This is a genomic window from Streptomyces sp. NPDC055189 (assembly GCF_053606765.1).
On sequence record NZ_JBSGSG010000027.1, the window covers coordinates 76,158 to 97,956 of the forward strand.

Below are 21,799 nucleotides of genomic sequence, written 5' to 3' on the forward strand. Positions count from 1 at the left end.
TGACGGGTAAGTCCGGCGCTGGCGGGAGCGCTCAGCTTTGTTGACCCCGGTTCTCATAGCGGTAGGCGCCCGGCGTGGTCCCGGTCCACCGGCGGAAGGCCCGGTGGAAGGCGGTGTCCTCGGAGAAGCCGAGCCGCGCGGCCAGTTCGGCGATCGGCTCCGAGCCCTCGGCGAGCCCCGCTATCGCCGCGTCGCGCCGGACCGCGTCCTTCAACTGCTGGTACGAGGTGGACTCCAGGGCGAGGCGCCGCCGCAGTGTCGCCGGGCTCACCGCGAGGCGGGCCGCGATCTCGCCGAGGGACGGCAGGCGGGGGGAGGTGCGCAGCGCGCGGGTTAGGGCGCGCCGCACCTGCTCGGCGACGGTCGTCCCGTACTCGCGCCGTGAGAGCAGATCGAAGGGCGCCCGGTTCAGCATCCCCTCCAGCGCCGCCTCGTCCCGGATCAGCGGGGCGGCCAGCCAGCGCTCGTCGAACCCGGCGCCGGTACGCGGCGCGCCGAAGCGGACGGTGCAGCCGAAGAGCACCCCGTACTCGTCCTTGTGCGGGGGCGGCGGATGCCCGAACTCGGCCCAGTGGAGCGGGATGCGGCGCCCGATCAGCCAGCTGCACAGGCGGTGCCAGATGATGACGAGGCACTCGGCGAGGAAGTAGTCGTGTTCGAGGTCGTTGCGTACGGCGAAGACGGCGCTGCCCGAGTTACTGGAGCCACCGGAGCCGCGGTGCTCAAGGGTGAAGTCGGGCCCGCCCGGAAACAGCCCGTAGAAGGTGGCGGCCCGCTCCATCGCGGCGCCGAGATCCCGGCAGCCGATGGATGCGTGGCACATCATCGCGAAGGTGCCGGGCCTGCTGGCCGCCGAGCCGAGGCCGAGGAACTCGTCGCCGGTGGCGCGGTACAGCCCCCGGAACAGGCGGGCGAACTGCACCTCGGTGATGCGGGCCCGGTCGTCGCCGAGGAGGAGCGGGGGAATCTGGGCGGTGCGGAGCAGCGGGACGGTGTCGATTCCGTGCCGTTCGGCGCCGTGCAGCATGGCGCGGACGTGGTGGACGGTGATGGTCCGGCTCGGCATGGGGTGTCCCTCCCCAGTCCGGCGGCTTCTCGAACTCGGCGGGGCGGTTTGGGAGCGCGGTCGATGCGGTGCGGTTTCGGCGGCTCGGCTTGGGGTGCTCCGCGAACTCCCCGCTGAGCGCCGCGGCCAACTCCGCTGACGCTTCCCGTCATCCCGCGAGGGGCCGCACTGTCCTTAGCGTCGTACGCATGCAGCCGACGGAGCGTCCCGAGACCCTGGCCGTCCTCACCGAATGGGCGGCCGACCGCCACGGAAAGCGGCCCGCTCTCCGCTTCAGGTCCACGGATTCCGCGGGCGGCGGGACGTGGGAGGAAATCTCGTACGAGGAACTGCGCGCCCGTGTACGGCACTTCGCTGCCCGGCTGCTCGCACTCGACGTCCGCCCGGACGACCGCGTGGCGATCCTCTCCGAGACCCGCCCCGAGTGGACCTACGCCCACTTCGCCGCGTTCGCGGCGGGCGCGGTGGTCGTCCCCGTCTACCCGACGGCGGGCGACGAGGAGGTCGAGTGGGTCATCGGCGACTCGGGAACGTCGGTGGTGCTCTGCGAAAACGCCACACAGGCAGCGAAGATCGAGCGCCTGCGGGCCCGGCTTCCGGGAGTGCGGCACGTACTGCTCATGACGGAAGGCGGCGATGAAGGCACCGAACAACACGACCCGGAAGCCCTGCTGACCCGCGCCCGCGCCCGTACCCCCGACGACCTGGCCACCATCATCTACACCTCCGGCACCACCGGCCTGCCCAAGGGATGCCTCCTCACCCACGGCAATCTCGGCGCCGTCCAGTCCGCCACGCTGCCCCTGATCCAGGGCGGCCCCGGCGACTCCACGTACCTCTACCTGCCGCTCGCCCATCTCCTGGCCCAGCTGATCGAGTTCACGACCCTCATCCAGGGCGGCGAGCTCTGCTTCTACGGCGGGAAGATCGAGAACGTCGTCGCCGAACTCGCCGAGGCGAAGCCCACGCATCTGCCGTCCGTGCCCCGCCTGTTCGAGAAGGTGTACTCGGTCGTCCTCTCCCTCGCGGAGTCGCAGGACGGGGGCCGTGAACGGTTCGAGGAGGCGATACGCATCGGGGTCCTCGCGGCGGACGGCGTCCTGCCGCCCGAACTCCAGGACGCGTACGACGCCGCCGACAAGGCCCTCTACAGCCTGGTCCGACAGGCGCTCGGAGGGCGTCTGCGGTGGGCGCTGACCGGCGGCGCTCCCATCGCGCCGCACGTCATCGACTTCCTGCGGGCCTGCGGGATCGCGTTCTTCGAGGGGTACGGGATGACCGAGTCGGCCGGTGTCATCACCCTCAACCATCCCGGCGCCGTGCGGTATGGCACGGTCGGCCGCCCCGTCGACGGCTGCGAGGTCCGTATCGCCGACGACGGAGAAATCCTCGCCCGGGGCGCGATGATCTTCCCCGGCTACCACGCGGACCCGGAATCCACTCGCGACGCCCTGGACGACGAAGGCTGGCTGCACACCGGCGATCTGGGCGCCATCGACGCCGCCGGCTACCTCCGCATCACCGGCCGCAAGAAGGACCTGATCATCACCTCCGGCGGCAAGAACCTCACCCCGTCGCTGAGCGAACTCGCCATCCAGCGCTCCCGGTTCGTGTCACGGGTGGTGATGGTTGGGGACAAGCGCCCCTACCCGGTCGCCCTGATCACGCTGGACGCGGAGGAGATCAGAGGCTGGGCCGGGCGGGAGGGCGTCGGACTGACCGAGCCGCTCTCGCGCGATCCCCGCGTCCGCGCTCTCGTCCAAGACGTCGTGGACGAGGTCGACGCACAGGTGTCGCGCCCGGCCCGCATCCGCGATTTCGCCCTCCTGGACGAGGACTTCACGGTGGAGGACGGGCTGCTCACGCCGAGCCTGAAGGTCCGCAGACGGGCGGTGACGGAGCGGTACGCGGAGGTGGTCGAAGGGCTGTACCGGTAGGGCGGGCCGCCGCTCAGCACACTCCCGCAAGACGCAACAGCGCAGTGGTCGCCGCCGCGCCCACCACGACCACGGCGAAGGGCGCCCGCCGCCAGGCAAGCACCCCGCCGGCCAGGACGCCGATGGGCCGCGCCCACCCGGCGAAACCGTGTCCCTCGGTGAGCGCGCCGGTGGCGAGCAGCGCGACGAGCAGGACGGTGGCCCCGACGGTCAGCAGTTCCTGGACGCGGGCGGGCAGCTCGACGCGCCCGTGCAGCAGGGGTCCCGCGAGCCGGAAGGCGTACGTTCCGGCGGCGAGTACGAGGATGCAGGCGAGGTAGGCGTTCACGAGGCGCTCCTCCGGTCGGCGGGGCGGTTCGGTCGACGGGAGGCGGGGCGTCCCGGCCCCCGCCGCGCCGCCAGCAGCCCCAGCAGGGCAAGCAGTACCGGCACCCCGGCGGGCAGCACGGGCGCGGCGGCGACCGCGATCACGGCACCGGCGGCCGCGGCCCGCCGCGTCATGCTGTCGGCGCGCAGGGCGGGCAGGACCAGGGCGAGGAGCACCGCGGGGAACGCGGCGTCGAGCCCGAAGCGGGCAGTGTCGCCGATGACGGACCCGGCGAGCGCACCGCCGAGCACGCTGACGTTCCATACGGCGAACAGGCCGAGCCCGGATATCCAGAACGCGGCCTTGCGCTGCTTCTGGTCTGGCTGCGCGAGCACGAAGGCCGCTGTCTCGTCGGTGATCAGATGTGCCCCGAAGAGCCGCGCGGCCCGGGAACGGCCCAGGCTGTCAGCGACGGCGAGGCTGAACGCCGCCGTGCGGGAGTTGAGCAGCAGGCCGGTCGCCGCCGCGGCCACCGGACCGCCGCCCGCGACGAGGATGCCGATCGCGCTGAACTGGGCGGAGCCCGCGTACACGAGCAGCGACATAAGGACCGGCACCCACACGGGAAGGCCCCCCGCGACGGCGATCGCGCCGAAGGAGACGCCGACGACGGCGTCGGCGAGCCAGACGAGGGCGATGTCGCGCAGGACGCCGCGTGGCAGGTGGGAGAGGCGGACGAAACCCTCGTTCGTTCGCTCTGGTGGGCTGTCTGTTCGGTGTGACGAACGCATGAGAGTACGATGGCTGGAGCGGGCTGCGTTCGTCAAGCCGAACGAATGGTCCGCTGTAGCGAACGGTAGGTCGGTGAAGGGCGAAGGAGCGCGAGTAATGACCGACGGCAAAGGTTCCGGGACGCTGCCCAGGGAATGGGTCGCCGCCGCCCTGCGCCGCGAGCGCACCAAGGCGGGCATCTCGCTCTCCGAGCTCGCCAAGCGGGCCGGGATCGCGAAGTCGACGCTCTCCCAGCTGGAGGCGGCCACCGGCAATCCGGGCATCGAGACGCTGTGGGCGCTCGCCGTCGCCCTGGGCGTGCCCTTCAGCGTCCTGGTGGAGTCGCCGGCCCCCGCCGTGACGGTGATCCGGGCGGGGGAGGGGCCGACCATGCACGCCGAACAGGCTTCGTACGCGGGGACGTTGCTCTCCCCCGGGCCCTCCGGCGTCCGGCGCGACATCTACCACGCGGCGCTGGAGCCGGGCTCGGTGCGCGAGTCCGAGCCGCATATCCCGGGATCGATGGAGCACCTGGTCGTCTCCACGGGACGGCTGCTCGCGGGGCCGCGTGACGCGACGGTGGAGCTGGCCGCCGGGGATTACATGTCGTACCGGGGCGACGTGCCGCACCTCTACGAGGCGCTGGAGCCGGGGACGGCCTTTGTGCTGGTCATGCAGCACGTCTAGGGCTCCGGGGCGCGCTCTGTCCCTGCGGGTGCGTCGTGGCTTGTCGTGCAGTTCCCCGCGCCCTTTCGGGGCCCTACCCCCTCCGCGGCCTGGAGCCCAGCAACTGCTCCCGCAGCGCCGTGAGTTGGTGTGATGTCTCCACCGCGAGGCCCTCGTCCAGCGTCGCCAGCGCGAGCAGCAGCGCGTCCGCCACCAGGAGTGCAGTGAGTGCCTCCGTCGTGATGCCGGTCGGCGTGTGCGGTGCCGTCAGGACCGCGTCGACCCGTGACCCGTACAGCTCCGCCAGTTCGTCCGTGACCAGGACCACCCGCGCCCCCACCGCCCGGGCCCGCTCGATCAGCACCGTCAGCTCCGTCAGCGCGCGCCCCGGCTGGAAGATCACCACCGCGTCGCCCTGCCGGACCGCGAGCAGGTGGTCGGCGAGGGCGAACCCGGTGTCGCCGAAGTAGCGGGCCCGGCGGCCGATCCTGCCCAGCGCCAACGCCAGGTGGCGGGCGGCCAGTTCGGATGCCGCGATGCCGTAGCAGTGGATCTCCGGTGCCTCCGCGAGGAAGCCCACCGCGTCCCGCAGTGCCTCGCCCGGCGTCAGGCGCCGCGCGTGCTCGATGCGCTCCTGCGCCTCGTCGAAGACCTCACCCCAGATGTCGTCGAGGTCCCGGCCCACGTGCGCGATGCGCTGCTTCAGGCGCACCTCGGGCGGCACCGCCGACGTGAAGTCCGACGCCAGCTCCCGCTTGAGCGCCGGCAGGCCCGCGTAGCCGAGGCGCTGCATGGCGCGGACCACCGTCGCGTTGCTGGTGCCGCTCGCCGTGCCCAGTTCCTGGGCGCTGGCGAAGAGCAGCGACTCGGCGGGGGCGCTGACCACGTACTGCGCGACGGCCCGCTCGGACGTGGAGAGCGTCTCCCACTGGTCGCGCACGGCGGCCCGCAGCCGCGCGAGCCCCGCACCGCCGGTGGAGGCGCCGGACCCCGTCGCTTCCGCCGACTCCGTCTGATCCTCTGAAATTTCCATTACAGCTATTGACTCTCGTGTGATGGCCGTTACTCTCCTGGGCAACGCATTCCAGAAGGAGAGCTTCCCGTAATCGACGTTACAGGACAGTCGCCGGAAGCTCTCCGTCGCGAGGAGAAGAATGGCACCCCGCACCGCCCCCGCACCCGGCAGCGCCCCCGCAGCCCCCGATCGCTCCCTCCCGCTCGTCGAGATATCCGGCACCCCCGTCGAGCGGGGCCGCCAGTACGGCGAAGCCGTCCGGCCCCAACTGCACGCCGCCCTCGCCTATTACGAGGAGGCGTTCGGCCAGTCGTCCGGCCTGACCTGGGACCAGGTGGCCGACCGGGCCGCCCGCTGGCTGGAGCCCGTCCGCGACTACGCGCCCCATCTCATCGACGAGATGCGGGGCATCGCGGAGGGCGCCGGTGTGAACCTCCTCGACGTCCTCGCGCTCAACGCACGCGGCGAGGTCATCTACGACCGCTCCTTCGCCGGGATGAAGGCCAAGGACGAGGAGCCCGCCGACGGCTGCACCTCCTTCGCCGCCTACGGAGAGGCCAGCGGGGACGGTCACGTCTGGGCCGGGCAGAACTGGGACTGGCGGGCCGGGGTCGCCGACACCGTCGTCATGCTGCGCATCGTCCAGCCCCCGCACCCGACCCTGATCATGCAGGTCGAGGCGGGCCAGATCGGGCGCCAGGGCGCCAACTCGGCGGGTATCGCTCTGAACGCGAACGGCCTCGGCGGTCGCTTCAACGACGCGATCGGCCTCCCGCAGACCGTCGTACGCCGCAGCGTCCTCGACCAGCACGCCATCACCGACGCCCTGGACGTGCTCTGCCGCACCCGCGCGCACATCGCGTCGAACGCCCTGCTGACCTGCCGCGAGGGCTTCGCCGTCGACCTGGAGACGACCCCGGCCGGGCACGGCTGGATGTACCCCACGGACGGCCTCCTCGTGCACGGCAACCACTACCAGGCGGGCGTCCCGGCCGCGATCGCCGCCGACTACCGCCCCATGTCGTCGGACTCGCTCGTCCGCGTACCCCGCGCCGAACAGGGCCTCAAGGCCCTGCGCGATTCCACCGGCGCCGAAGAGTCGCGCAGGCTGATCAAGCAGGCCATGTCCGACCACCTCGGCCACCCCGAGTCGCTCTGCACCCACCCCGACCCGCGCAGACCCGAGGTCAAGCACTGGGCCACGCTCGTCTCCTCCTGCGTGGACCTGACCAGCGGCGATTACCACGTCACCGCGGGCACCCCCTGCGACCGCGACTACCAGCACATGCCCTGGAACCTCTACGACGGCCCGTACGGAGACAGCAGATGACGCCTCTCACCAGGACTCCGAAGCGCCCGGTGGTCGCCGGGCTCGCCGCGGCCACGCTCCTCACCGCCGTGGCGGGATGCAGCGGCGCCGACACGTCCGCGACCGGCGGCAAGCCCGCCGACGCCGCGAAACTGAAGCTGACCGCGACGACCGCCGCCGCCAAGGGCACGCTGGACAAGGCGAACTGGCTCCTGGAGGACGAACCGGACTCGCTCGACCTCGACACCCAGGGATCGAGCGCGGGCCGCGTCGTCCTCACGAACGTCTGCGAGCGGCTGTATCAGCTCCAGCCGGACATGACGACGAAGCCCTTCCTCGCCGAGAAGGCCGAGGCACCCGACGACAAGACCCTCGTCCTCACCGTCCGGACCGGCGTCACCTTCCACGACGGCTCGAAGCTGACCGCAGACGACGTGCTCTGGTCCCTGAAGCGGCACGCCGATCCGGACATGGAGCAGGCCGACGAGTTCGGCAACGTCAAGTCCATGAAGAAGACCGGCGACCGCGAGATCACCATCCGCTTCAAGTCCCCCGACGCGCTCTTCAAGAAGGCACTCGCGGGCGACGCGGGCATCGTCTGGAACAAGGAGCAGGTGGCCGGTGCCGGAAAGGACTTCGGTACGCCCGGCCAGGGCGACGCGTGCAGCGGCCCGTACGAGCTGAAGGGCTGGAAGTCCGGCGACTCGATCACCATCGAGGCGTACGACGGCTACTGGGGCGAGAAGCCGCCGACCAGGCAGGTCGTCTTCCGCTGGGCCGCGGACAGCGCGCTGGTCAACGCCCTGAAGACGGGCGCCGCCGACGGCACGTACGCCGAATCCCCGAACACCGCGTCCGCCCTGCGCACGGCCAAGGGCCTCGACGAGCACTACGGCCCGTCCACGGCCTCGCTCGTGCTCATCCCGACCGCCCGCGGCGGCCTGAAGGACGCGCAGATCCGGCGTGCGCTGTCCCTCGCGATCGACCGGACGGGCATCGCCAAGTCCGGCTACGGCGGCCTCGTCCAGCCGTGGGCCACACCGGTCGGCTCGGGCGCCTGGGGATACGAGAAGGACGCGTTCGAGGCGGCGCAGGAGAAGCTGTCCGCGTCCGCGCCCGACACCCCGGACGCCGACGACCTGGCCAAGGCAAAGGAGTTGGTGAAGGAGGCCGGGGCGCCGGCCGACCCCATCGTGATCGGCACGGACAGCACCCAGGGCCGCACGGTCGTCGCCAACGCGGTGCGCTCCGCGCTCCAGCGGATCGGGCTCAAGGGCCAGATCAAGACGGTGCCCACGGCCCAGTTCGAGGAGTTCTACAGCGATCCGGCCGCGCGGGCCGACATCGATGTGCTGGTCGGCGACTGGTACATCTCCAAGGCCGACCCCATGGGCTTCTACGACAACGGCCTCTCCGACTCCTCCAACAACTGGGTCGGCTTCAAGGACGCGACGTACGACAAGTTGGTGCGCCAAGCGCTGAGCACCCTGGACGACGCGAAGCGGGCCGAACTCGCGATCGACGTACAGCGGCGGTTCGTGGACGCGGGTGTCTGGATCCCGGTCGCGCAGGTGCCCTCCGCCCTGGTCATCAGCGACAAGCTGACGGGCCCGCCCGCGTCGCAGGCCTACCTCTACTACCCGTGGGCCGCCCGTCTCGGCCCGAAGAAAGGCTAGGTGAGGGTCGTGCTCGCCCGTATCTCACGCCGCCTCGCCGGCCTTGTCGCCACCCTCTTCGCCGCCTCGTTCGTCATCTTCGCCGCCGTGTACGCGGCGCCCGGTGACCCCGCGGTGTTCCTCGCGGGCGGCCGGGACAAGCTGACGCCGGAGCGCCTGGCGCAGGTCCGTTCGCAGTACCACCTGGACGAGCCGCTTGTGGTCCAGTACGGCCGGTGGTTGTGGGACTGCGTCCACTTCGACCTGGGCCGGTCCTTCAAATACAGCGACCAGGTGGCGGACCTGGTCACGGCCCGCTTCCCCACCACGCTCCAACTGGTCGCCTACGCCACGGTGTTGTTCGTCGTACTCGGCGTGGGTGCGGGAATCCTGGCCGCCGTGAAGCGGTCCACGTGGGTCGACTCGGCCGTGGTGGGCGGCACGACGCTCGCGGCATCGGTGCCTTCGTTCGTGGCGGCGATCGCGCTCGTCTCGCTCTTCGGCGTACAGCTGGGGTGGTTCCCGGTCGCGGGCTCGGGCGAGGGCTTCGGCGGAACACTGCACCACCTCACGCTGCCCGCCCTGTCGTTGGCACTGGGGGCGCTGGCCATCATCAGCCGCGTCACCCGCCAGGCGATGGCGGACGCCGCCGCATCGGACCACGTGGAGGCGGCGCGCGCCTCGGGCGTCCCGGAGCGCGACATCATCCGGCGGCACGTCCTGCGCAACGCGCTCGGGCCGATCATCACGATGTGCGGACTCGTCATGGCGGGAATGCTCGCGGGCACGGTGGTCGTGGAGACGGCGTTCGGCATCAGCGGCATCGGCTCGCTCCTGGTGGGCGCGATCAATACGCACGACTTCCCGGTGGCGCAGGCGGTCCTGCTGCTCATGGTCACCGGCTACATCGTGGTGACGACGCTGGTGGACGTGGTCCACCCGCTGCTCGACCCGCGCGTGAAGGAGGCACGACCCTGATGGCTTCCACCGCAGCGGTGGGGCTCGCGCCCCTGGCCGTACGCCGTCGGCGCCCCGTAGGGGTGATGGTGGCCGCGGCCCTGCTCGCCCTGGTCGTACTGGCAGCGGTCTTCGCACCGCTCCTCGCGCCCTACGCCCCCGACGCGATCGATCTCTCCGCATCACTGGTCGGCACGTCGGGAGAACACCTCCTGGGCACTGACTCCTCAGGCCAGGACCTGCTGTCCCGCGCCCTGTACGGAACCCGCACGAGCCTGATCGCCCCGATCCTGCTCCTCGCCGTCGCCGCCGTACTCGGCGTCACGCTGGGCGTGCTCGCGGCCTGGCGCGGCGGCTGGGTGGACACGCTGGTCTCCCGGCTCACGGACGTGATGTACGCGTTCCCCGGCCTCCTCTTCACGGTCCTGATCATCGCGGTCTTCGGCGCCGGGATGACGACGTCCGTACTGGCCCTGGGCCTGGCCTTCACCCCGACCATCGCCAAGTACGTCCGCTCGCTGGCCCTCTCGGAGTCCCGCAAGGCGTACGTGGATGCCTACCGGGTGCAGGGAATGGGCGGCGCGCGGATCTGCGTGGCGCACCTGGTGCCGAACCTGGGCCGCGCGATCCTGGGCTACTTGGTGGTCCTTTTCGGAGAGGCCCTGATGTCCCTGGCGACCCTCTCGTACCTGGGCTTCGGAGCCCAACCCCCCTCCTCAGACTGGGGATTGATGGTGCAGGAGGGGCAGGCGGCGGTGGTCCAGGGAGCGCTGCTCCCGGCCCTCGTCCCCGGCACGGCCATCGCACTGGTCGTCGTGTCCTTCAACGTGGTCGGGGTCTGGGCCGCCGACCGGCTAGGGAGGCAGTGACCCAATGCTGCTAGAGATCGAAGACCTCACGCTGCGGGTGCCGGGCGCGGCAAGACCGCTGCTCGATTCGGTGTCGTTGACCGTCAGGCCCGGCGAAGTGGTCGGCCTGGTGGGCGAGTCGGGCTCCGGCAAGTCCACGACGGCGAAGGCGGCGCTCGGCCTCCTCCCGGCGGAGGCGGCTTGCTCGGGTTCGGTCCGGGTGAACGGCACCGAGATCCTGACCCTCACGGGCGAGGCCCTGCGAACGCACCGCGCCCGGACGGTGGCCATGGTCCACCAGGACCCCCGCGCCGCCCTCAACCCGGTCCGCCGCATCGGCGACTTCCTGACCGAGAGGGGAGCGACGCGCGAGCGCGCGGTGGAACTCCTGGACGCGGTGGGTCTCTCCGACCCCGAACACCGCGTACGCCAACGCCCGCACGAACTCTCCGGCGGCATGCTGCAACGCGTGATCATCGCAGGCGCGCTGGCGGCGGAGCCCAGCCTTTTGCTGGCCGACGAGGCGACCAGCGCACTGGACGTCACGACCCAGGCAGAGATCCTGGCGCTCCTGCGCCAACTCCGCTCCACCCGCGACCTCGGCCTCCTCTTCATCACCCACGACCTGCACCTGGCGGCCGCGTACTGCGACCGGGTGTACGTCATGTACGCGGGCCGGGTGGTGGAGGAGCGCACGGCGAAGGCACTGTTCGACACCCCGGCACACCCGTACACCCGGGGCCTGCTCTCCTGCTCACCGACCCTGGGCGACACGACCCTCCCCCTCCACCCGATCCCGGGCCGCCCACCCTCCTTGTCGGACACATTCACGGGCTGCCCGTTCGTGTCGCGGTGCGGGGATGCGGAGACGGGGTGCGAGACGTGGGTTCCGGAGCAACTGAAGCTCCCGGACGGAGGGACGGCGGCCTGCGCCGTCACGGACAAAACAGAGGTGAGCCACTGATGCCCCGGGACCTGCTGGCCGTATCGGGCCTCAGCAAGAGCTACCCCCTGCCGGGTGGCGGCCGCCACCAAGCGGCAGACAAGGTGACGTTCACGCTCCAACCCGGCGGAGCCACCGGCATCGTGGGCGAATCCGGCTCGGGCAAGACGACGGTCGCCCGCATGCTGGTGGGCCTGGCCCGCCAGGACGCCGGCACGGTGACGGTGAACGGCCGCCCCCGCGAAGCCCGTACACCGCGCAAGCGGGCCGCACGCCTGGCCAGGGCCAGGGAGATCCAGATGGTGTTCCAGGACCCGTACCTCTCCCTGGACCCCCGCCTCACCTCCACCCAGTGCCTGCGTACGGCCCTGCACCTGCACGGCAGGGACGAGGAACTGGCGTCAGGGCTCCTGGACCAGGTGGGCCTGGGCTCCCGCGAGGCCGGCGCCCGCCCCCGCGAACTCTCCGGCGGCCAGCGCCAACGCCTGGCCATCGCGAGGGCACTCGCGGTGGACCCCCAAGTCCTGGTCCTTGACGAGGCGGTGGCGGCCCTGGACGTATCGATCCAGGCCCAGATCCTCCAACTCCTCGGCGAAATCCGCCGGGACACCGGAGTGGCCCTGGTCTTCGTCAGCCACGACCTGGCAGTCGTCCAGCACGTAACGGACGAGGTCCTGGTGATGCAACGGGGAAGGGTGGTGGAACAGGGCCCGACGAAACGAGTCCTGACAGCACCCGAAGCCCCGTACACAACCCTCCTACTGGCCTCGGTCCCGACCGAGAACTGGAACCCCGAGGACGCAATCAAGGCAAGGACGTAGCGCCGCGCCCCGAAAGGGGCGCGGGGCAAGTCCGCGCCCCGAAGGGGGCGCGGGGAACTGCGCGCGCAGCCCAAGAGCACCCGCAGAAGAAAAGACCCCCTACCCCCCACCCCACCCAACCCCGCACGAGGCCCAGGGGCCAGAAAAAGGCAGGAGCCCCGCCAACCCGCAAAAGCGGGAAGGCAGGGCTCCTTGGGTACTGCTATCCATGTCCGGATCAAGTCACCGGAACTGTCACACGCCCCATTTGCATGGGGCGCCCCACTACATGGGGGTGACGTTCTCCGCCTGCGGACCCTTCGGGCCCTGCGTGACGTCGAAGCTCACGGCCTGGTTCTCCTCAAGGGAGCGGAAGCCGTTTGCGTTGATCGCGGAGTAGTGGACGAAGACGTCGGGGCCTCCGCCTTCCTGGGCGATGAATCCAAAGCCCTTTTCGGCGTTGAACCACTTCACGGTTCCGGTAGCCATAAGCCCTCCTTGGGCCAAAGGGTTGCCCTGCTCCAGAACCTGCGATTGTTGAAACAACTGCATAAGTCTGAAAACGACGAGAGCCCGCGGGTCACATGCTCCGCAGGCTCTGTACTGCAAGGGAAACCAAACTGCAACTTGCGGCGAGCTTAGCACGCAGGCAGCCGAAAGCAATAGGGGGCAAGATCACGTCACCCGGATGTTTGACGGACCCCCCAGAGGGGTTGACGGACCAGGTCGGAAGCTCTTGACAAGAGCGGGATCGGGGCCCCGCTTTCTGCACCGTACCGCAAGGGGGCTAGCCTCCCCGATGTGGACAATTCTCCCGTTGACACCATCGCCGGGGACGGCTCAGATCAGCTCCCCGGCCACCACCGCACCCCCAGGCCGCGCGTCGGTCACATTCAGTTCCTGAACTGCATGCCCCTGTACTGGGGTCTCGCGCGGACCGGAACCCTGCTCGACTTCGAGCTCACGAAGGACACCCCTGAGAAGCTCAGTGAGCAGTTGGTGCGGGGCGATCTCGATATCGCACCCGTGACTCTCGTCGAGTTCCTCAGGAACGCCGACGATCTCGTCGCTTTTCCCGATCTCGCGGTCGGCTGCGACGGCCCGGTGATGTCCTGCGTGATCGTCTCGCAGGTCCCCCTGGACCAGCTGGACGGCGCGAGGGTCGCGCTCGGCTCGACCTCGCGCACCTCCGTACGCCTGGCGCAGCTGCTGCTCGCCGAGCGCTACGGCGTGCGGCCCGACTACTACACGTGCCCGCCCGACCTCGGCCTGATGATGCAGGACGCGGATGCCGCCGTGCTCATCGGGGACGCGGCGCTGCGGGCGAACCTGATCGACGCCCCGCGGCTGGGGCTCGACGTATACGACCTGGGCGAGATGTGGAAGGAATGGACGGGTCTGCCGTTCGTCTTCGCGGTCTGGGCGGCACGCAAGGACTACGCGGCGCGCGAGCCCGCCGTCGTCCGCGAGGTGCACAAGGCGTTCCTCGCCTCGCGTGACCTCTCCCTGGAGGAGGTCGGCAAGGTCTCCGAGCAGGCATCGCGCTGGGAGGCCTTCGACGCCACCGTCCTGGAGCAGTACTTCACGACGCTGGACTTCCGGTTCGGGAGCGCGCAGTTGAAGGGCGTGGAGGAATTCGCGCGCAGGGTGGGCGAGACGACGGGGTTCCCGGCGGACGTCAAGGTGGAGTTGCTGGAGTCGCACCCTTAGTACGCGACCAGCGCGCGACGGGGCAGGGCCCGGCTGTACGCCCCGCCCGCCGGGCGTGCTCGCGGACTACTCTGAGCTGCAGACAATGCCTGCGGCGCGTGTGGCCGCGGCCGTGCGGCGCGTCCGGGGGAGGCCTTCGTCATGCACCCGCTCGATCCCGGCGAACCGACCGCCATCGGGCCCTACCGGCTGCTCGGCCGGCTGGGTTCGGGCGGTATGGGCCGGGTCTATCTGGGGCGCAGTTCGGGCGGCCGTACGGTCGCGGTGAAGGTCGTCCATCCGCATTTCGCGCTCGACGAGGAGTTCCGCGCCCGCTTCCGGCGGGAGGTGGACGCGGCGCGGCGGGTGGGCGGCGACTGGACCGCGCCGGTCCTGGACGCCGATCCGGAGGCGGCCGTCCCGTGGGTGGCCACGGGATATGCGGCGGGTCCTTCCCTGGCCCAGGCGGTACGGGACCTGTCCCCTCTGCCCACTCATTCCGTACGCGTCCTGGTGGCGGGCCTGGCCGAGGCGCTGGCCCACGTACACGGACTGGGCCTTGTCCACCGAGACGTGAAGCCGTCGAACGTCCTGCTCACGATGGACGGGCCACGGCTGATCGACTTCGGTATCGCACGGGCGACGGACGGCACGGCCTCACTCACGTCGACGGGGGTCTCCGTCGGTTCGCCCGGCTATATGGCGCCGGAGCAGATCCTTGGCAGGGGCGTCGCGGGCTCGGCGGACGTGTTCTCCCTCGGAGCGGTCCTGGTGTACGCGGCGACGGGATCGTCTCCCTTCCCCGGCGACTCCTCGGCGTCACTGCTCTACAAGGTGGTGCACGAGGAGCCGGAACTCGGCTCCCTGGACGGCGATTTGCGCGACCTAGCTCGGCAGTGCCTGGCCAAGGACCCCGCTGAGCGCCCGGCGCCGGAGGAGATCGCGCGGCGGCTCGCGCCGACGGGCGCGGACGGGCTCGTGGCGGCGGGCTGGCTGCCGGGGCCGCTGGTGGAGCGGGTGAGCCGCAGTGCGGTGCGGATCCTGGACCTGGAGACGGAGGGGTCCGGGGTCGCGGAGCAGCCGTCGGGCCCGGTGCCGTTCAACAGCGGCTCCTTCGGCCCCCCGGACCCTTCCTACGCACCGATGCCCTCCGCGAAGTACATCCCCACACAAACATCGGACACCCCGCCCGACACCCCACCCGGCCGAGTCAGCTTCTCGGTGGCCGCGACATCGACGCCGAACGGGTCCGACGGCCGGGGCCGCAAGGTCAGTTGCACGCTGGTCCTGGGTGTGGCGGGCGCGCTGGCCGCAGTGACGGTCGGCTCGGTCTTCGTGTTCGGCCTGCTCCCCGGAAACGGAGAGAACTCGAACGACGCGGGCAGCGAGCAACCCCCGGCCGCCACCGCGAGCGAGCAGCCGCAGGACACCGCCGGCAAGGTACCGGCGTCCTACCGAGGCACCTGGGAAGGCCAGGCGGTCGCGGCGAACGGCGCGGTCCCGATGGGCACGTTCCGGCTCAAGGTCGAACAGGGCAAGGTGGGCGACCACTTCGCCGTCATGACCCAAACCGACCAACTGGGCGGAACCTGCGCGGTGGACCTCACCCTGAAGTCGGTGACGAAGAAGGAAATCGTGGCACAGGGCAAGGGCCAGGCGGACAGCGCGGCCCAGTGCACGAAGAACACCCACACGGTCCGCCTCCGCCCGAAGGGCGACGACCTCATGTACCTCTCGGAAAACGCGGAATCAGGAAACCCGGAAGCCCGGATGTCCCGCACGTGAGGCCTGACCGACCAAGCCTCAGGCAGACCTGCGCCGGTACGCCGAGTACAGCCAGGCGCCAACCGCCACGCCCAGGATCGTCGCCCCCAGGCCCACCAGCCACACATAGGGATAGGTGGAGCTGACCCAGCAGTACTCGCTGCCCGCGGAGTCGGAGCAGTATCCGTACCGGTGGCTTCGCTTCGGGCTGACCGTGTGCGTGGCGATGGAGAGGATCAGGACGCAGACGCCGATTCCGGGCAGCGCGGCGGCAGTCCACCCCGCCGAACGGGTCTTGTCCCCGGCCCAGTTGACGCGAGTGAACGGCAGCAGTGCGAGCGCGCCCGCCACGGGCAGCAGCAGCCCCGCCGTGACCGCGAAGCCATAACCCTCGCCCGGCCAGACCGGCGCGAGGTCGCGCCACATCTCGCCGGCCCACGTATAGGGGCCGAGGGCGAGGGCGCCGCCCGCGACGATCGCGACGAGAAGGACCAGGCAGGCGAACCCGGCCTTGCCCCAGCGGTTTTCCCGCGGGCCCTGTCCCTTCGGCTCGCGGGGCCGCCTGCCCTGCCAGGCGCCGCCCCCGCCGATCGCCGCCCGCGCGGCCTTGCGCCGTGCGGGCTTCGCCGAACCGGCCATCAATCTTCCCGTCTTCCGTACCGCCCCGGACTTACATCGGCGTAGTAACCGTCACCGGCTCCCCGCTGCCCGTGTACAGCAGGCCCTTGCCCGGGGCGATCGGGCCGCCGACCATGCTTCGGGTCGTGCGGATGCCGATCAGTTCGCCGCTTGAGGAGTCCTGGGGGGAGAGCAGGATGCCGCGGCGGCCCTTCTTTGCCTCTACCTGCCAGCCGGAGAAGCCGCCGCACACCTCCTCCTCGTCGCCGCCGATGATGAGGCCGAGGCCCCGCTCGGAGCCGCGTTGCACGAGGCGCTTGAACTCGCGTTCCGCGTCGCAGTCCTCCAGGACCTCGCCGTCGTCGATGATCCAGATGATCGGGTCCTCGGGCGTCGCCGACTCGACGGCTTCCTTGAAGTCGTCGCTCTCGATGTCGTCGTCCTTGAAGACCTTCAGGATGCCTTCCTGGCCTTCCAGTTCGCGCAGCGGCGAGGGGCGAGGTGCGGCGATGATCAGGCGTACGCCCTGGGTCATGTACGAACGGGCCAGGTTCATCAGGGTCGTGCTGCGGCCCGACTTCGCGGGGCCCGCCACCACGAACGTGGGCACGCCCTGCGCGAGGTCGGGGCCGAAGCCCATGATGTCGTCGCCGCCGATGCCCGCGAGCGCCCACAGCTTGGAGCGCGAGGCGTCCGGGTCCCGCATCTCCCACGCGTCGGCGAAGCCGATGCGGCTCGGCAGACTGTCCACGCGGAACGGCTTGCGGGCCCGCGGTACGTCCGCGTCCCGCGCGGCCGCCGCCTCGCCGATCTCGGAGAGCGCCGCGGCCTGGCCCTGGCCCGTGGAGTCCTCGGCGAGGAGCGCGAACTGCGTCTCCGTACCGTGCTCGTTCTTGAAGCCGCGGCCCGGCGGAATCTCCTCCGGCACCTTGCGCGCGTTCATGCCGAGCATCGAGAAGTCGGAGCGGTCGGCGAGCCGCAGGCCGTACTTGTCCTCGGTGAGCGAGGCCATGCGGCCGATGAGGACCTGGCGGTCACCGGTGATGACCAGGTGGATGCCGACGCTCGCGCCCTCGCGCATCATCGCCTGGAGTTCGTCGGTCAGCTCGCCGTGGTCGTACTCGCCAAGGGTCGGCAGCCAGCCCTCCCAGCGGTCGAGGAGTACGACGATGTGCGCGAGGCGCTCCTCCTCGGGCACCGCGGCCCGCTGCTCGCCGATGTCGGCGAAGCCCTTGTCGGCGAGGAGGTCCTGGCGGCGGGTGACCTCACCCTTGAGCCGGGTGATGAGCCGCACCGCGCGCTCGGTCTGGTTACGGCTGACGACGGCGCCGCAGTGCGGAAGCCGGGTCAGCGCGTTGAGCGCGCCGTTGCCGCAGTCGATGCCGTAGAGGTGGACGTCGGCCGATGAGTGCGTGCGGGCGATGGAGCCCGCGAGCGTACGCAGGATCTGCGAGCGGCCACTGCGCGGGGCGCCGCCGATGAGCAGGTGCCCGAAGGAGTGGAAGTCCACCACCACCGGGCGGCGCGCCTGGTCGGAGGGGATGTCCTCCAGACCGAAGGGCGCGGGCGCGAGCGCGCCCGGCTTGTCGCTCACGGCCGGCAGCGGGATCTCGTCCAGCTGGAGCTGCTCGGACAGCGCAGGCAGCCACGGGCTGTGCTGGGAGGGGATGCCCATCGTCGCGTTCGCGTCGCGCACGGCGTCCACGAGGACCTTGAGGTCGGTGATCTCCTCCTCCTCGCGCGCCGCCGCCTTGGGCTTCACAAGGGCGGCACGCCCCAGGTCCTCCCACCCGAGCGAGCCCGCCCAGGGCGCGAGCAGCGCGGGGTCGGTGGCGCCGGGCCTGCGGCCACCGACACGCCCCGACTGGAAGGGGACCAGCGAGGCGTGACCGAGGCGGACGTAGGCGCGTCCCGGCGTGCTCTTGGCGATGTGTCCTGCCGCCGGGTCGTCGATGACGTCGGCGGACTCGGCGCCGTCCGTCACGCGCAGGGCGATGCGGAGGTTGGTGTTGGCGCGGATCTCGGGGGAGACGACACCGCTCGGACGCTGGGTGGCGAGGAGCAGGTGGATGCCGAGGGAACGGCCTCGCTGGGCGATGTTGACCAGACCCGTCACGAAGTCGGGCAGGTCACGCACCATCGAGGCGAACTCGTCGATGACGATGAGGAGCCGGGGCACGGGCGGGTGCGAGGGATCGCGGCGCACCAGATCCTGGTAGTCCTCGATGTCCTTGGCGTCGGCGGCGGCGAGGATGTGCTCGCGCCGCTTCAGCTCGGCGCCCAGGGATTCCAGGGCGCGCTCGACGAGGTGTGCGTCGAGGTCGGTGACCATGCCGACGGTGTGCGGCAGCTTCACACAGTCCTTGAACGCGGACCCGCCCTTGTAGTCCACGAGGACGAAGGTCATGTTCTCGGGGGTGTTGGCCACGGCGAGCGCCGCCACGATGGTCTGGAGCAGCTCCGACTTACCGGAACCGGTCGTACCGGCGATCAGACCGTGCGGCCCGTCGCGCCGCATGTCGATGCCGAAGGGCCCGTCGTACGACTCGCCGATGACGGCCATCGTCGACTGGCCGCCCATCCGCCAGCGCGCGGTGATCTGGTCGGCCGTCGGCGGCTCCAGCTGGAGCACGTCGAGCAGCCGGGAGGAGCCGGGCAGCGCCGAGTCCTCGGTCTCGCCGCTGATGTCCCGCAGCGGGGAAAGCGCACGGGCGAGGCGGCCGCACCAGGCGGCGGAGACGAAGTCGGGCCGTACGTCACGGATGCGGGCGGCGTCGGTCTTCTCGACGCGCAGCCGCAGTTCGAGGGGCTTCTCGGCGTCCTGCCCGTCGTCGTCCCCGGCGGTCGTGTGCCAGGCCTGGAAGGAGGGGAAGCCGCCGGGCGCGGGCGGGACGGGAGCCTGGCCGCCGGGCGCGGGCCTGGCCGGCAGGGCGATCTCCTCGGCCTTCGGCTCGGCGATCACGATGGCCTGGCACTCGCCGGGCAGGAACCGCTCCTCGTCGTCGAGGCAGAGCGCGTACATGGCGACGGCGGGGCCCTCGCGCAGCAGCTTCACCACGCCGGGCATGGAGCGAAGGCGCCGCGAGCCGTCCCACACCACGACGATGTCGGGATCGCCGAAGGACGTGGCGCCGCCGCGGTTGTTCTCCTTGGCGGCCTTCTGGCGCGCGGCGAGGATCTGGGTCAGCTCGCCGATGCGGGAGCCGACGGTCTCGGCGTCCGTGCCGATCAGCATGTTGACGTCCTGGGAGCCGGAGGGCCGCGCGTGCGGCAGCCAGCGCGTCCAGTCCCAGTTCTCGCGCGCGGAGTTCTCGGTCAGTACGTAGAACTGCACGTCAAGGGGGCTGTGCAGGACCGCGGACTGTGCGACGGCCCAGCGGCCGAGCGCCTTCGCCGAGTCGCCGGGGCCCGCGATGCCGATGACGCCGAGGTCGCGCAGCGAGAGCGCGACGGGCGCGTCCTCGATCTTCCAGGTGACCTCGCGCTTGTGGTCGTCCTGCTCGGGGTCGTCGAGCACGACCTCGGAGTCGAGCCGCCCGGTGCCGACGCGTACGAGGAGGTGGTCGGAGTCGGTGCGCCGCCGCTCCCAGAGGCGCGTGCGGGGTCCGGTGCTCAGCGAAAGAACTCCGGCCGGACTGAGAATGGCCTGCCGCTTGTCGATCCGCTCGGCGACGAGGGCTTCCTGCGCGTCCTTCTCGATCCGCTCTTTGTGTTCGTTGTACTCCTTGACCTGTTTGGCATGGGATTTCCGCCCGTGCTTCTTGTCCATGAAGTAGTTGCCGAACAGGATCAGCGGGCTGAGCAGCGCCATGATCAGGTAGTACCAGCGCCCGAAGATCATCACGGATACGACGGCACCGACGAGCGGCGTGAGCGCCATCAGCCAGGGCAGCGGACGCGCCTCGAAATCACGTACCGGACCCGGCAGCCTGAATTTCGTCTGACGCTCGGGCGGACGCAGTCGCGGGGGCCGGTTGTAGTCGAGTCCCGTGCCGTCCTCGGACCATTTCAGAGCGGCGTTGGGCGGGGCGTACCTGTCGAGTTCGAGCAGGGTGTTTCCGACGGCGATCTGGGCGCCGAGCGGCCATTCGCCCTTGTCGCGCTTTTTCCCGTCGCTGTCGGCCCTGTTGTTCTTGTCGCGCTTTTTGGGCTTTTCCGGCTTGTCGCTCGCCTCGCCCTTTTTCTCGCCCTTTTTGTCGCCGTCCTCGGCCTCTGAGAACTTCTTGCCTTCGAGTGTGACGCCGTCTATGTCCCCATGTACGGCGACTTGGCAGGTGCCATCCGTTGCAACTGACAACGTGAGGGCGCGGGAGGGCAGCTCCGGATCGTCGATGCGGATGTACGAGGCGGGTCCGCTGCCGATGTCGTAGCGCCCGATCCCGAGCCGGTGCACGGCGCCGGCCGCGGGCCCGCTCGCGATGCGCAGCTCGACCAGGCCGGTCGGCTCGCCGGGCAGGCAGCCCGCCGGGTCGTGCAGGCTGACGACGGCGCCCTCGCGCAGCGCGGAGGTCCCGATGGTCGCGGAGGCGTCGATGGGGTAGCCGTCCACGAAGACGACCGGTGCCCCGCCCTGGCCGCCGCCGGGCTGGAGTTGGTGCCCGCCGATCGGGATGATCTGGGCGTCACCGCCGCCGTATCCCACCTGTTGGGCCAGCTCCTTGGCGATGTCCCCGACGGAGGACTCAGGATCGGCGTCGAGCACGACGTCGGCGTTCGCGCCGCCGAGCGGATCGACGACGGTCAGAGTCAGGCGCACGATCGTCCTCCCCATAAGCCCCTTTTGACCGCTTCCGGAACGCGGTCACAGCGGCTGGTCCACAGTGCCTGTGAGGCTGTCCACAGTTCCTGTGACGATAGCCGCTCCACCCTTCCCGCAGGCAACGGGTTGTGCACGGGCCGCACGGGCTCATAGCAGAGCTGTGACTCAACCGGGCTGTGCTCACTTCTGCCCCACCCGTAAGCTGCTGACCCAAGAGCGGAAGATCGCACGAGCAACCGATCGTCCTCGCACGCGGGGGCGCACGGGCTTGAGCGGGCCCGCACTGGTGGAGCCAAGGGGGATGGCCCTGCGGCGAGTTGGATTGGATGTGAAGCCACATGGCCAAAGACGCCGATATCACTTATGAGGAGATGCGGACCGCGGCGGGCAAGCTGAACGACGCCAAGGACAAGATCGACGAGAAGCTCGACGCACTCGAGCGCTTCGTCGAGAACCTGGTGAAGAACGGCTACACGACTCGCAAGGGTTCGCAGGCCTTCGAGGACTCCTTCAAGGAGTTCAAGAAGGGCGCCAAGGACACGATCGAGGGCCTCACGGGCATGGGCAAGTTCCTGACCAGCGCCGCGAAGGCGTACGAGGACCTGGACGACGACCTCGCCAAGGGCGTCAAGGGCAAGTAGCCCTGCTTTGCAGGTGAGCAACAACCCGGTGCGATGGGCCGCCGCATTCCGCGG

18 protein-coding genes are annotated in these 21,799 nt (G+C 70.5%); 11 read left to right on the top strand and 7 right to left on the bottom strand.

Translation table 11 applies throughout. The annotated features are described in order from the left end of the window. Window positions 1-31: 31 nt before the first annotated feature. A complete protein-coding gene (locus tag ACWFR3_RS20985) occupies window positions 32-1,066 on the bottom strand; it encodes an AraC family transcriptional regulator (RefSeq protein WP_453736106.1) in 1,035 nt (344 codons plus the stop codon). A 188-nt stretch (window positions 1,067-1,254) separates the two neighbouring features. Between ACWFR3_RS20985 and ACWFR3_RS20990 the strand changes: the two genes are divergently transcribed. Beyond that, entirely contained in the window at window positions 1,255-3,003 is a 1,749-nt protein-coding gene (locus ACWFR3_RS20990; protein ID WP_453736107.1) for an AMP-dependent synthetase/ligase, read from the top strand. Window positions 3,004-3,016: 13 nt separating this feature from the next. Here ACWFR3_RS20990 and ACWFR3_RS20995 read toward each other — a convergent pair whose 3' ends face one another. After that, on the bottom strand, window positions 3,017-3,331 hold the full coding sequence (locus ACWFR3_RS20995; RefSeq protein WP_453736108.1) for an AzlD domain-containing protein: 315 nt from the start codon (window positions 3,329-3,331) through the stop codon (window positions 3,017-3,019). Further along, window positions 3,328-4,101 carry an AzlC family ABC transporter permease gene (locus ACWFR3_RS21000; RefSeq protein WP_453736109.1) on the bottom strand — a complete coding sequence of 258 codons (774 nt, stop codon included), beginning with the start codon at window positions 4,099-4,101 and terminating at the stop codon, window positions 3,328-3,330. Before ACWFR3_RS21000 ends, ACWFR3_RS20995 begins: the two co-directional genes overlap by 4 nt. 97 nt (window positions 4,102-4,198) lie before the next feature. Between ACWFR3_RS21000 and ACWFR3_RS21005 the strand changes: the two genes are divergently transcribed. Next, window positions 4,199-4,768, top strand: a complete 570-nt coding sequence (locus ACWFR3_RS21005) for a helix-turn-helix domain-containing protein (RefSeq protein WP_453736110.1) — start codon at window positions 4,199-4,201, stop codon at window positions 4,766-4,768. A 73-nt stretch (window positions 4,769-4,841) separates the two neighbouring features. Here ACWFR3_RS21005 and ACWFR3_RS21010 read toward each other — a convergent pair whose 3' ends face one another. Continuing rightward, window positions 4,842-5,780, bottom strand: coding sequence for a MurR/RpiR family transcriptional regulator (locus ACWFR3_RS21010; RefSeq protein WP_453736111.1), 939 nt, complete (start codon window positions 5,778-5,780; stop codon window positions 4,842-4,844). Window positions 5,781-5,901: 121 nt separating this feature from the next. On the opposite strand from ACWFR3_RS21010, the gene ACWFR3_RS21015 reads away from it, so the two are divergent. From ACWFR3_RS21015 to ACWFR3_RS21040, 6 genes are read left to right on the top strand one after another with little or no spacing between them, the layout of a single operon-like run. Beyond that, complete coding sequence (locus ACWFR3_RS21015) at window positions 5,902-7,092, top strand: C45 family autoproteolytic acyltransferase/hydolase (RefSeq protein ID WP_453736112.1); 1,191 nt, start codon at window positions 5,902-5,904, stop codon at window positions 7,090-7,092. Next, window positions 7,089-8,747 carry an ABC transporter substrate-binding protein gene (locus ACWFR3_RS21020; RefSeq protein WP_453736113.1) on the top strand — a complete coding sequence of 553 codons (1,659 nt, stop codon included), beginning with the start codon at window positions 7,089-7,091 and terminating at the stop codon, window positions 8,745-8,747. The genes ACWFR3_RS21015 and ACWFR3_RS21020 overlap by 4 nt, the downstream gene beginning before the upstream one ends. 9 nt (window positions 8,748-8,756) lie before the next feature. After that, window positions 8,757-9,704, top strand: a complete 948-nt coding sequence (locus ACWFR3_RS21025) for an ABC transporter permease (RefSeq protein ID WP_453736123.1) — start codon at window positions 8,757-8,759, stop codon at window positions 9,702-9,704. Further along, entirely contained in the window at window positions 9,704-10,552 is an 849-nt protein-coding gene (locus ACWFR3_RS21030) for an ABC transporter permease (protein ID WP_453736114.1), read from the top strand. Before ACWFR3_RS21025 ends, ACWFR3_RS21030 begins: the two co-directional genes overlap by 1 nt. Before the next feature lie 4 nt (window positions 10,553-10,556). After that, on the top strand, window positions 10,557-11,495 hold the full coding sequence (locus ACWFR3_RS21035) for an ABC transporter ATP-binding protein (RefSeq protein ID WP_453736115.1): 939 nt from the start codon (window positions 10,557-10,559) through the stop codon (window positions 11,493-11,495). Continuing rightward, window positions 11,495-12,295: an ABC transporter ATP-binding protein gene (locus ACWFR3_RS21040; RefSeq protein ID WP_453736116.1), complete on the top strand. Its 801-nt coding sequence runs from the start codon at window positions 11,495-11,497 to the stop codon at window positions 12,293-12,295. The genes ACWFR3_RS21035 and ACWFR3_RS21040 overlap by 1 nt, the downstream gene beginning before the upstream one ends. Before the next feature lie 264 nt (window positions 12,296-12,559). Here the strand turns inward: ACWFR3_RS21040 and ACWFR3_RS21045 are convergent, their stop codons facing one another. Beyond that, entirely contained in the window at window positions 12,560-12,763 is a 204-nt protein-coding gene (locus ACWFR3_RS21045) for a cold-shock protein (RefSeq protein ID WP_006138897.1), read from the bottom strand. A 312-nt stretch (window positions 12,764-13,075) separates the two neighbouring features. On the opposite strand from ACWFR3_RS21045, the gene ACWFR3_RS21050 reads away from it, so the two are divergent. After that, window positions 13,076-13,984, top strand: coding sequence for a menaquinone biosynthetic enzyme MqnA/MqnD family protein (locus tag ACWFR3_RS21050; RefSeq protein ID WP_453736117.1), 909 nt, complete (start codon window positions 13,076-13,078; stop codon window positions 13,982-13,984). Window positions 13,985-14,125: 141 nt separating this feature from the next. Beyond that, a complete protein-coding gene (locus tag ACWFR3_RS21055) occupies window positions 14,126-15,748 on the top strand; it encodes a serine/threonine-protein kinase (protein WP_453736118.1) in 1,623 nt (540 codons plus the stop codon). An 18-nt stretch (window positions 15,749-15,766) separates the two neighbouring features. Here ACWFR3_RS21055 and ACWFR3_RS21060 read toward each other — a convergent pair whose 3' ends face one another. Together ACWFR3_RS21060 and ACWFR3_RS21065 are read right to left on the bottom strand one after the other, a co-directional pair. Then, entirely contained in the window at window positions 15,767-16,366 is a 600-nt protein-coding gene (locus tag ACWFR3_RS21060) for a hypothetical protein (RefSeq protein WP_453736119.1), read from the bottom strand. Between the two features lie 31 nt (window positions 16,367-16,397). Continuing rightward, window positions 16,398-21,101 carry an FtsK/SpoIIIE domain-containing protein gene (locus ACWFR3_RS21065; protein WP_453736120.1) on the bottom strand — a complete coding sequence of 1,568 codons (4,704 nt, stop codon included), beginning with the start codon at window positions 21,099-21,101 and terminating at the stop codon, window positions 16,398-16,400. Between the two features lie 341 nt (window positions 21,102-21,442). Between ACWFR3_RS21065 and ACWFR3_RS21070 the strand changes: the two genes are divergently transcribed. Beyond that, the gene (locus ACWFR3_RS21070) at window positions 21,443-21,745 is read left to right on the top strand and encodes a WXG100 family type VII secretion target (RefSeq protein ID WP_365823753.1); all 303 of its coding nucleotides are present in this window, start codon (window positions 21,443-21,445) and stop codon (window positions 21,743-21,745) included. Window positions 21,746-21,799: the final 54 nt, after the last annotated feature.